The sequence below is a fragment of the Pseudomonas sp. NPDC098747 genome (assembly GCF_044760045.1).
Lineage (GTDB): Bacteria > Pseudomonadota > Gammaproteobacteria > Pseudomonadales > Pseudomonadaceae > Aquipseudomonas.
Window position 1 is genome coordinate 1880 of sequence record NZ_JBIWAL010000050.1, and the last position, 11012, is coordinate 12891.

Below are 11012 nucleotides of genomic sequence, written 5' to 3' on the forward strand. Positions count from 1 at the left end.
ACTATTCCGGGCGAGGACGCCCTGATTCTAACGGCGCATTGCGCCCTTGTCTTGCAGCGGAGAAAAGTGCGTGGACAGAGTGTTTATCGAGGGCCTGGAAGTCGACACCGTGATCGGTGCCTACGACTGGGAGCGCGGCATCCGACAGTGCCTGCGTCTTGATCTGAGCTTCGCCTGGGATAATCGCCCGGCCGCGGCTGGTGATGATCTGACTTTGGCGCTCGACTACGCCAGCGTTTCCACGCGTATCCAGGCGTTTGCCGAGCAGGCGCAGTTTCAATTGGTCGAGACCTTTGCCGAGCGTCTGGTCGCGGTGCTGATGGACGAATTCAAGATCACCTGGGTGCGCCTGAAGCTGACCAAGCCAGGTGCCGTGCCGGCCGCCAAGGGTGGCGTGGGTGTGGAGATCGAGCGCGGATGTCGCTGACTCAGGTCTATCTCGGGCTCGGTAGCAATATCGAGCGCGAAACCCATTTGCGCGCTGGTCTGGATGCGCTGGCGACGTTTCTGGTGGATATCCGCTGTTCGGCGGTATTTGAGAGCGCGCCTGTGGGGATCAAGAGTGGCCCTTTCTTCAACTTCGTGGTGTCGGCGTTTACCGACCTGCCGTTGATGGAGCTGGATCGCCGCTTGAAATTCATCGAGGCGGATAACGGTCGTTACGCACCGGGCCGAAAGGGTCTGCCGCTGGATATCGACGTGTTGTTGTTCGGTGATCTGGTGGGCAATTTCGACGGATTGATCCTGCCGCGCGCCGAGATCCTGAAAAACGCCTTTGTGTTGTGGCCGCTGTCGCTGATCGCGCCGGATCGTGTGCATCCAAGTGTAGGAAAAAGCTTCGCCACGCTGTGGGCCGAGGCGCAGATTGATCAGGTGTTGGCGCCGGTGGCATTCGAGTGGCGGGGCGAGCAACTCACGCCATCGAGTTTGGTTTGAACTGACTGACACCTTCGCGAGCAAGCTCGCTCCCGCAGTGATACGTGACCAATGTGGGAGCGAGCTTGCTCGCGAAGCTTTTCAGGCTGACGACGCTTCTTTGTAAGCCTTCAAAGCCTTGAGCCGCTCGCGCTTAAGCGCCTCGCCCAATTCCGGGCCCTTGAATCCCTTTTCCAGCAGCGGCTGCACTGCCACGCCGCGCGCCACACTCGCCGCGCCACGCAAATAATCCGCCTGTGGATAACTCCTCTGCTCAAGACCTTTGCGGCCTCGGGCATCCATCTCGCACGCAGCGATAAATTCTTCAAAACGTTGCGGCCGGCGATAAACATCAAAACTCTGCAGCAACTCCAGCAAAGTCGAGGCTTTCAGCTCCAGGGCGCGGTGGCCGTGGGTGTGGTACTGGCCGACCAGCAGCGCCAATTCCTGACAGTCCTTCGGCGCCTTGAAGCGCTCGTTGACCGCTTTGATCAGCTTCAGGCCCTTGTGTTCGTGGGCGATGTGTCGCGGCCACTCCTCTTGCGGCGTCAAGCCTTTGCCGAGGTCGTGCAGCAGGCAAGCCCAGCGCACGGTCAGCGGCTGGTTGTGCCGCGCCGATTGCTCCAGAACGCTGAGAGTGTGGATGCCGCTGTCGATTTCTGGGTGATGGATTTCTGGCTGCGGCACGCCGAAAAGTCCTTCGACTTCTGGCATCAGCACTTTCAGCGCGCCGCAGTCGCGTAGCACCTGGATGAACACCTGCGGCTGATCTTCCATCAGCGCCCGGGAGATTTCCTTCCAGCTGCGTTCCGCTGTCAGTGCCTCAAGTTCGCCAGACTCACTGAGCTGACGCATCAGCTCCAGCGTCTCGGGCGCAACGGTAAAACCCATGTCCGCATAACGAGCGGCGAAGCGAGCGACACGCAGTACTCGGAGCGGATCTTCGGCGAATGCCGGCGAAACGTGGCGAAGGATTCGGGCTTCAAGATCGCGTTGGCCGTGGTAAGGATCTGTCAAATTCTGCTGATCGTCTTCGGCCATGGCGTTGATCGTCAGATCACGGCGGATCAGGTCTTCTTCAAGCGTGACTTCAGGGCTGGCGTGAAAAGTGAAGCCGCCATAACCCCGACCGCTTTTGCGCTCGGTGCGGGCGAGGGCGTATTCCTCGCCGCTTTTCGGATGAAGAAACACCGGGAAATCCGCACCGACCGGGCGATAGCCCTGAGCGAGCATTTCTTCGGTGGTGGCGCCCACCACGACCCAGTCGATATCGGTGACCGGTTTGCCCAGCAAGCGATCACGTACCGCACCGCCAACCTTGAAAATCTGCATAAAAAACCTCCGTTAGCCCGACAGGATAACCCTTGCGTCAGACTTTCGGAGGCCAGAACCCAATCAAAGATGAATGACGGCGAGATCGAGCCGACCGTAATCCCCTTCGCTGTGTTCACTGCGTGGCGGTACGTGATGGGTTTTCATGATCTGGTCGCCTTGTAGCGTTTCCAGATGAATGTCGAAACCCCACAGGCGATGCAGGTGTTTGAGCACTTCATCGGTGGAGTCGCCCAACGGTTTGCGGTCGTGTTGTTGATGCCGCAGGGTCAGCGAACGGTCACCGCGACGATCAATGCTGTATATCTGCACGTTCGGCTCACGATTGCCGAGGTTGTACTGCGCTGCGAGGGTTTCGCGGATAGTCCGATAGCCAGTTTCGTCATGAATCGCGGGTACCAGCAGGTCGTCCTTCTGGTCGTCATCGAGGATGCTGAACAGTTTCAGGTCGCGGATCACTTTTGGTGACAGGTATTGCAGGATGAAGCTTTCGTCCTTGAAGCTGCTCATGGCGAACTTGATGGACGACAGCCAATCGGTGCCGGCGATGTCCGGGAACCAATGGCGATCTTCCTCGGTGGGCTCTTCGCACATGCGCCGGATGTCGCGGTACATGGCAAAGCCGAGTGCGTAGGGGTTGATACCGCTGTAGTAAGGGCTGTCGAAACCTGGCTGGAACACCACGCTGGTGTGCGACGTCAGGAACTCCATCATGAATCCGTCGGTGACCAGGCCTTCGTCATACAGGTCGTTCATCAACGTGTAGTGCCAGAACGTTGCCCAACCCTCGTTCATCACCTGAGTCTGGCGTTGTGGATAGAAATACTGGGCAATCTTGCGCACGATCCGCACAATTTCCCGCTGCCAGGGCTCCAGCAACGGCGCGTGCTTCTCGATGAAGTACAGAATGTTTTCCTGCGGCTCGGCCGGGAAGCGCGCGTTGTCCTTGTCGCTGTACTTGTCCGCGCCTTTTGGAATGGTGCGCCACAGATCGTTGATTTGCTTCTGCAGGTGTTCTTCGCGATCTTTCTGCCGCCGGCGTTCCTCTTCGGCGGAAATCGGATACGGGCGTTTGTAGCGATCAACCCCGTAGTTCATCAGCGCATGGCAGGAGTCGAGCAGGTCTTCCACCGCATCAATGCCGTGGCGCTCCTCGCATTGCATGATGTACTGCTTGGCGAACACCAGGTAATCGATGATCGAACTGGCATCAGTCCAGGTGCGGAACAGGTAATTGCCTTTGAAAAAACTGTTGTGGCCGTAGCAGGCATGAGCCACCACCAGCGCCTGCATGCAGATGGTGTTCTCTTCCATCAGGTAGGCAATGCACGGGTCTGAGTTGATCACGATCTCGTACGCCAGCCCCATCTGTCCGCGGCTGTAGGATTTTTCGGTGCTGAGGAAATGTTTGCCGTAGGACCAGTGGTGGTAGCCCAGCGGCATCCCGACCGAGGCGTACGCATCCATCATCTGCTCGGCAGTAATCACCTCAATCTGGTTGGGGTAGGTATCCAGCGCGTAGCCGGCCGCGATACGGGCGATTTCGCGGTCGTAGGTCTGGATCAGCTCGAACGTCCATTCGGAGCCGGTGGAAATGGGTTGGCGCTTCTGCTCTTTGGCGGTCATGTCACTAACCTGCGCTGGAAGAGTTCACGGAAGACCGGATAGATATCCCCGGCCGAGACCAGTTGCTGCTGGGCAAACGTGTCGGAAAAGGCTTCGGCGATACGTTCGTATTCGTACCAGAGGGCCTGGTGTTCGCGCGGTGTGATCTCTACGTAAGTGTAGTACTGCACAAACGGCATGATCTGGTTGATCAGGATGTCGCGGCAGATTGGTGAGTCGTCGTTCCAGTTGTCGCCGTCGGAAGCCTGGGCTGCGTAGATGTTCCATTCGTTGCTCGGATAACGCTCGGCCATGATCTCCTGCATCAATTTCAATGCGCTGGAGACGATGGTGCCGCCGGTTTCCCGTGAATAGAAAAACTCCTCTTCGTCCACTTCCCGGGCACTGGTGTGGTGGCGGATGAACACGACGTCAATCTTGTCGTAGTTGCGCTTGAGGAACAGGTACAGAAGGATGAAAAAGCGCTTGGCGATGTCCTTGGTTGCCTGGGTCATGGACCCGGAAACGTCCATCAGGCAAAACATGACAGCCTTGGAACTGGGGTTGGGTTGCTTGATCAGCAGGTTGTATTTGAGGTCGAAGGTGTCGAGGAACGGCACGCGATGAATGCGCGCGCTGAGTTTCTCGATTTCTGCTTCGAGTGCCTGAATATCGCCGAAGTTATCCGGCTCTTCGCGTCTCAGACGCTCCAGTTCGGCTTTGGCCTCACGCAGTTTTGCCCGGCTGCTGCCGGACAGGGCAATGCGCCGCGCGTGAGCTGAGCGCAGGGTGCGGATGATATTGATGCGTGAGGGATTGCCTTCGTTACTTATCCCTGCACGTACGGTCTTGAAGGTGTCGGTACCGGTCAGGTTGCGTTTGACCAGGTTCGGCAGTTCGAGGTCTTCGAACATGAATTCGAGGAATTCTTCCTGGGTGATCTGGAAGACGAACTCGTCCATGCCCTCGCCGGAATTGCCGGCCTTGCCCGGACCGCGTCCGCCGCCACCTCCCGGAGGTCGGGCGATGTGTTCGCCGGCGGTAAATTCCTTGTTGCCGGGATGCACCACGGTCTGCTTGCCGCCACGGCCGTGGTGAAGCACCGGTTCGTCGATGTCTCGACCGGGGATGCTGATTTGCTCGCCGTGCTCCATATCGGTAATGGAGCGACGGCTTACGGCCTCTTCGACAGCCTTTTTGATGTGGTCACGGTAACGCCGCAGGAAGCGCTGGCGGTTTACCGTGCTCTTGTTCTTGCCATTGAGGCGTCGGTCGATCACATAGCTCATAGGTGGCCCTCCGGTCAGCTTCAAGTTGTGAGCTGCGAGCTGCAAGTAGAGGCGGTTACCCCGGCATCAGGGGTCTCGCGTTGTTCTCTTGCAGCTCGTAGCTTGAAGCTTGTAGCTGTTTTACTGCGATTTCCGGACCCGTAGGTACCACTCGGAAAGTAGCCGTACCTGTTTGTCGGTGTAGCCGCGCTCGACCATTCGTGTAACGAAGTCGTTGTGTTTCTGTTGGTCCTCTTTGCTGGCCTTGGCGTTGAAGCTGATGACTGGCAGCAGGTCCTCGGTGTTCGAGAACATTTTCTTCTCGATGACCACCCGCAGTTTTTCGTAGCTGAGCCAGGTCGGGTTCTTGCCGTTGTTGTTGGCCCGGGCGCGCAACACGAAGTTGACGATCTCGTTGCGGAAATCCTTTGGATTACTGATGCCGGCCGGTTTCTCGATTTTCTCCAGTTCCTCGTTGAGGGCGACGCGGTTGAGGATCTCGCCGGTTTCCGGATCGCGGTATTCCTGATCCTGAATCCAGAAGTCTGCATACAGCACGTAACGGTCGAAGATGTTCTGCCCGTATTCGCTGTAGGACTCGAGGTAAGCGGTCTGAATTTCCTTGCCGATGAATTCGATGTAGCGCGGTGCCAGATACTCTTTCAGGAAGCGTAGATAACGCTCGCGAGTCTCGGCCTGGAATTGCTCCTGTTCGATCTGCTGTTCCAGCACGTAAAGCAAGTGCACCGGGTTGGCGGCGATTTCATGCGGATCGAAGTTGAAGACCTTGGAGAGGATCTTGAACGCAAATCGGGTCGACAGACCGTTCATGCCCTCGTCTACACCTGCCGTGTCGCGGTACTCCTGAATCGACTTGGCCTTCGGATCGGTGTCTTTGAGGTTCTCGCCGTCGTACACGCGCATCTTGGAATAGATGTTGGAGTTTTCCGGCTCCTTGAGGCGCGACAGCACGGTGAACTGCGCCAGCATCTTCAAGGTGTCAGGTGCGCAATGAGCCTTGGCCAGGGAGCTGTTGAACAGCAGTTTGTCGTAGATTTTTACTTCATCGCTGACGCGCAGGCAGTACGGCACTTTGACGATGTAGATTCGGTCGATGAAGGCTTCGTTGTTCTTGTTGTTGCGGAAGGTGTGCCACTCCGATTCGTTGGAGTGGGCCAGCAGAATCCCGGTGAACGGAATCGCGCCCAAGCCCTCGGTGCTGTTGTAGTTGCCTTCCTGAGTAGCGGTCAGCAACGGGTGGAGCACCTTGATCGGTGCCTTGAACATTTCGACGAATTCCATCAAGCCCTGGTTGGCTCGGCACAGCGCACCGGAGTAGCTGTAAGCGTCCGCGTCGTTCTGTGGATATTCTTCGAGTTTGCGGATGTCGACCTTACCGACCAGCGCCGAAATATCCTGGTTGTTTTCATCGCCCGGCTCGGTCTTGGCCACGGCGATCTGATTGAGGATCGACGGGTACAGCTTGACCACGCGGAATTGACTGATGTCGCCGCCGAACTCGGCCAGACGTTTGGTCGCCCATGGCGACATGATGGTGTTGAGGTAGCGTTTTGGAATGCCGAAGTCTTCTTCGAGGATCGCGCCGTCTTCAGTGGCGTTGAACAGACCCAGCGGCGACTCGAATACTGGCGAACCCTTGATCGCGTAGAACGGCACTTTCTCGATCAGCTGCTTCAGCTTCTCGGCAAGGGACGATTTACCGCCACCGACGGGGCCGAGCAAATAGAGGATTTGTTTCTTCTCTTCAAGGCCTTGGGCGGCGTGGCGGAAATACGAGACGATCTGGTCGATGCATTCTTCCATCCCGTGGAAGTCTTCAAAGGCCGGATAACGACGGATCACCTTGTTGGAGAAAATGCGTGACAGCCTCGAGTTGGTCGAGGTGTCGAGCAGTTCCGGTTCGCCGATGGCCAGCAATAGACGCTCGGCGGCAGAAGCGTAAGCGCTGCGGTCTTGCTTGCACAACTCCAGGTACTCTTGCAGCGAGAGTTCTTCCTGGCGTGTGGACTCGAAGCGTTGTTGGAAGTGGCTAAAGATACTCATGACGTCACCTCGCTCGATACGTGGAGCCGACGCCGGATCACTCAGTCGATGCTGGCAAGCAGCCGCTGTGGCAGCTGTTTGTTTACCCCCCAGAACCCTTTCACGATCGACAATCGTGAAAGTCACTCCCGATGACCCGTGCGCCGGTGTACCGGCTCTCCCCTGATTTGGATGGCCTGGGCTTAAGGATAGTTGGGAATTCGGGAGGTAAAGGCGAGATACGTAATTAGTTGTGGCAGACCGTTCGTCTGCCATGCGCGGGCCCGCGGGAGCCGGGGCCTGCGCGTTACAAAAAAATTATTCGGTGGTGCCTTGCGCGGTTTCCGCAGGGTAGGTCGTACGCCACAGCTCGAAGCCGCCGTCCATGCTATAGACGTCGGAGAAGCCCTGACTGATCAGGTACGCGGCGGCGCTCTGGCTGGAGTTGCCGTGGTAGCAGACCACTATCGTCGGCGCATCAAGGTCGGCGGCACGGATGAAATCCGAGATGGAAACGTTGTCCAGATGCTTCGAGCCACTGATATGCAGTGCGGCAAAAGTAGCGGGATCACGGACATCGACCACCACCGCGCCTTGTTCGCGCAGGGCCTGGGCCTGTTCCGGGGGGATTCGTTTGAATTCGCTCATGACGGGTTCCTGTTGCTCGGCTGATTGCGCAGTCTAACGCGGGGCGCTGACTGGCGAAGTTTCGGGGGTAAGTGGTGTGAGCGAAGACAGCACGCCGCCGTGTTCGTCGCATTTACAGGAGAGACGCTCGCCGCTGTCGACGTTCATTAGGGTCATGCTGCCGCCCCAGACGCACCCGGTGTCCAGAGCAGAAATGCCTGGCTCATGGATGTTGCCCTCCAGTGCCGCCCAGTGACCGAAGATGATTCGCAGGCCGTGGGTCTTGCGGTCCTTGTGCTGGAACCAGGGTTTATAGCCGGGCGGGGCAGTGTCGAGGCCTTCCTTGCTCTTGAGGTCGAGCTTGCCTTCGGCAGTACAGAAACGCATGCGGGTGAAATAGTTGGTGATCACGCGCAGGCGGGTCACGCCTTTGAGGTCGTTGTCCCACCTCGCCGGCTCGTTGCCGTACATGCCGTCGAGGAACGCGGGAAACAGGTTGTCGTCACGCAGGGCTGTTTCGACTTCGGCGGCACACTTCAGGGCGCGGCGCAGAGACCATTGCGGCGCAATGCCGGCATGGACCATGGCAACGTCGCGCGTCTCGTCGTAGTGCATGAGCTTTTGCTGGCGGACCCACTCAAGCAGTTCGGCACAGTCGGGCGCGTCGAGAATCTCGCGCAGGGTGTCGGACTTCTTCAGGCGTTCAATGTTTTTTGCCGCGGCGAGCAGGTGCAGATCATGGTTGCCGAGGACGCAGACCAGCGATTCGCGCATGCCATATAGAAAACGCAGGGTTTCCAGTGACTGCGGGCCGCGGTTTACCAGATCGCCGACCAGCCAGAGCCGATCGAGCGTGGGGTCGAACGCCACTTGCTTGAGCAGACACTTGAGCGGTGCGAGACAGCCCTGCAGATCGCCGACGGCGTACGTTGCCATTAGTGCAAGGCTCCGGGCACGGCGAGGCAGAAGGGGCTGATGATGGCGTCGAAATGTTTGCCGTCGTCGGCGACCATTTCGTAGGTGCCTTGCATGGTGCCGACCTTGGTCGTCATCACCGTGCCACTGCTGTAAGTGTGGCTTTTGCCGACATCGATCAACGGTTGCTGGCCGACCACGCCAGCGCCGCGAACTTCTTCTTTGTGCCCGTCACCGTCGGTGATCACCCAGTGCCGCGAAATCAATCGAGCCGGGATTTCGCCGTTGTTTTTCACGGTGATGGTGTAGGCGAAGGCGAAGCGGTCGTGCTCGGGTTGCGATTGGTCTGCCAGATAGTGGGTAACGACGCTGACATCGACCTGGTAACGGGAATCGGACATGCAAGAGGCCTTAAACGAAGCGGAACGCGGGGCGTAGCTGATGGGGAATCAGTCTAGGCAAGTATCGGGCAGTAAACCAGAGTGGCGTCCTGCCCGATAGCGTTCATCGCCGGTCAGTCGGCGACGGGAGCTTCAGGGACTTGCTCGCTGAGCTTGTCGGCCAGGCGCACGAAAGCCGCCAGGTCGAGTTGTTCCGGACGCAGGCTGCCATCGACACCGGCGGCTTCGATCTCGGCATTGCTCATCAATTGCTTGAGCGTGTTACGCAGAGTCTTGCGGCGCTGGTTGAAGGCTTCGCGCACGACGCGCTCCAGCAGCTTGTGATCCTTTGCCGGGTGCGGCAGTACCGCGTGCGGCACCAGACGAACGATGGCCGAATCGACTTTCGGCGGCGGATTGAACGCGCCGGGGCCAACGTTGAACAGGTGTTCTACGCGGCAGTGGTACTGAACCATGATCGACAGACGCCCCCAGTCACCACCACCAGGACCTGCAGCCAGACGCTCGACCACTTCCTTCTGCAGCATGAAGTGCATGTCGCGAATGATGCCGGCGTTGTTCAGCAGATGGAAAATCAGCGGCGTGGAGATGTTGTACGGCAGGTTGCCGACCACTCGCAGGCTGTTCGGTGCGGCGTTGAGCGTGTTGAAATCGAACTTCAACGCATCGCCCTGATGCAGGTTGAAATTGCTCTTGCCGGCAAACTGCTGGTTGAGGATCGGGATCAGATCTTTGTCCAGTTCCACCACGTCCAGTTGCCCACCGGAATTCAGCAGGCCAGCGGTCAATGCGCCCTGGCCCGGGCCGATCTCCAGCAGGCGATCTTCGGGCTTGGCGCTGATGGAGCGCAGGATACGGTCGATGACGCCAGCATCGTGCAGGAAGTTCTGGCCAAAGCGTTTGCGCGCCTTGTGTTGGTATAGCTCGGTCATAAACGGGTCTCGGCCATCTGGTAGGCGGTTTCCAGGGCGACTTGCAGGCTGCCGGTGTCGATCTTGCCGCTGCCGGCCAGATCAAGGGCGGTGCCGTGGTCAACCGAAGTACGGATGATCGGCAGGCCCAGGGTCACGTTGACCGCAGCGCCGAAGCCTTTGTATTTCAGCACGGGCAGGCCCTGGTCGTGGTACATCGCCAGCACCGCATCGCAGTGCTCCAGATATTTGGGGGTAAACAGAGTGTCGGCTGGCAGCGGGCCACGAAGGTCCATGCCCTCGCCGCGCAGGCGCTCTAATGTAGGTTCGATGATGTCGATTTCTTCATGGCCCAGATGTCCGCCTTCACCGGCGTGCGGGTTGAGGCCGCACACCAGGATGCGAGGCTGGGCAATGCCGAATTTTTCTTGCAGGTCGGCGTGCAAAATCCGCGTGACCCGCTCCAGCCGCTGCGGTGTGATGGCGTCGGCAATCTCGCGCAGGGGCAGGTGAGTGGTGACCAGTGCTACGCGCAAACCACGCGTGGCAAGCATCATCACCACCTGGGAGGTGTGGGTCAGGTCAGCCAGAAATTCGGTGTGTCCGGAAAACGCGATACCCGACTCGTTGATCACGCCCTTGTGGACGGGCGCGGTGATCATCCCGGCAAAATCGCCGTTGAGGCAGCCATTGCCGGCGCGGGTCAGGGTTTCGAGGACGAAAGCGGCATTGGCCTTGTCCAGTTGCCCGGCGACGACAGGGGCGCTGAGTGGTGTATCCCAGACATAGAGACTGTTAGCCGGTGCCGGGGCGTCGGGCCAGTGATTCGGTCCGACTTCCAGCAGATTGACAGCCAGCCCCAACTGCGCGGCCCGCTCAATGAGCAGGTCGCGGCTGGTGATGGCAATCAGGGGGTGTGGCTGGACTTGCGAAGCGAGCAGCAGGCACAGGTCGGGACCGATGCCGGCTGGTTCGCCGGGTGTCAGCGCGAAACG

General features: G+C 58.7%; 11 protein-coding genes. 2 read left to right on the top strand and 9 right to left on the bottom strand.

Annotated features, from left to right (window positions below):
- Positions 1-70 precede the first annotated feature (70 nt).
- Positions 71-427 (top strand): dihydroneopterin aldolase, encoded by a 357-nt coding sequence (gene folB / locus ACIQVE_RS23385; RefSeq protein ID WP_042561393.1) that lies wholly within the window; start codon positions 71-73, stop codon positions 425-427.
- Complete coding sequence (gene folK, locus ACIQVE_RS23390; protein ID WP_402812792.1) at positions 418-936, top strand: 2-amino-4-hydroxy-6-hydroxymethyldihydropteridine diphosphokinase; 519 nt, start codon at positions 418-420, stop codon at positions 934-936. The genes folB and folK overlap by 10 nt, the downstream gene beginning before the upstream one ends.
- Positions 937-1017: 81 nt before the next feature.
- Here the strand turns inward: folK and ACIQVE_RS23395 are convergent, their stop codons facing one another.
- The 9 genes from ACIQVE_RS23395 to pdxA all read right to left on the bottom strand — a co-directional run.
- Complete coding sequence (locus ACIQVE_RS23395) at positions 1018-2247, bottom strand: multifunctional CCA addition/repair protein (protein ID WP_402812794.1); 1230 nt, start codon at positions 2245-2247, stop codon at positions 1018-1020.
- A gap of 63 nt (positions 2248-2310) precedes the next feature.
- Positions 2311-3873 carry a SpoVR family protein gene (locus ACIQVE_RS23400; RefSeq protein ID WP_402812796.1) on the bottom strand — a complete coding sequence of 521 codons (1563 nt, stop codon included), beginning with the start codon at positions 3871-3873 and terminating at the stop codon, positions 2311-2313.
- Complete coding sequence (locus ACIQVE_RS23405; protein ID WP_402812798.1) at positions 3870-5141, bottom strand: YeaH/YhbH family protein; 1272 nt, start codon at positions 5139-5141, stop codon at positions 3870-3872. The genes ACIQVE_RS23400 and ACIQVE_RS23405 overlap by 4 nt, the downstream gene beginning before the upstream one ends.
- 120 nt (positions 5142-5261) lie before the next feature.
- Positions 5262-7184: a PrkA family serine protein kinase gene (locus ACIQVE_RS23410; RefSeq protein ID WP_402812800.1), complete on the bottom strand. Its 1923-nt coding sequence runs from the start codon at positions 7182-7184 to the stop codon at positions 5262-5264.
- A 297-nt stretch (positions 7185-7481) separates the two neighbouring features.
- The gene (gene glpE, locus ACIQVE_RS23415; RefSeq protein WP_402812802.1) at positions 7482-7811 is read right to left on the bottom strand and encodes a thiosulfate sulfurtransferase GlpE; all 330 of its coding nucleotides are present in this window, start codon (positions 7809-7811) and stop codon (positions 7482-7484) included.
- Between the two features lie 33 nt (positions 7812-7844).
- Complete coding sequence (locus ACIQVE_RS23420; RefSeq protein WP_402812804.1) at positions 7845-8726, bottom strand: symmetrical bis(5'-nucleosyl)-tetraphosphatase; 882 nt, start codon at positions 8724-8726, stop codon at positions 7845-7847.
- Complete coding sequence (gene apaG, locus ACIQVE_RS23425) at positions 8726-9106, bottom strand: Co2+/Mg2+ efflux protein ApaG (protein ID WP_402812807.1); 381 nt, start codon at positions 9104-9106, stop codon at positions 8726-8728. Before apaG ends, ACIQVE_RS23420 begins: the two co-directional genes overlap by 1 nt.
- Before the next feature lie 113 nt (positions 9107-9219).
- A complete protein-coding gene (rsmA, locus tag ACIQVE_RS23430; RefSeq protein WP_402812810.1) occupies positions 9220-10038 on the bottom strand; it encodes a 16S rRNA (adenine(1518)-N(6)/adenine(1519)-N(6))-dimethyltransferase RsmA in 819 nt (272 codons plus the stop codon).
- A partial coding sequence (gene pdxA / locus ACIQVE_RS23435; protein WP_402812813.1) for a 4-hydroxythreonine-4-phosphate dehydrogenase PdxA occupies positions 10035-11012 on the bottom strand: 978 nt, incomplete at its 5' end. The genes pdxA and rsmA, both read right to left, overlap by 4 nt.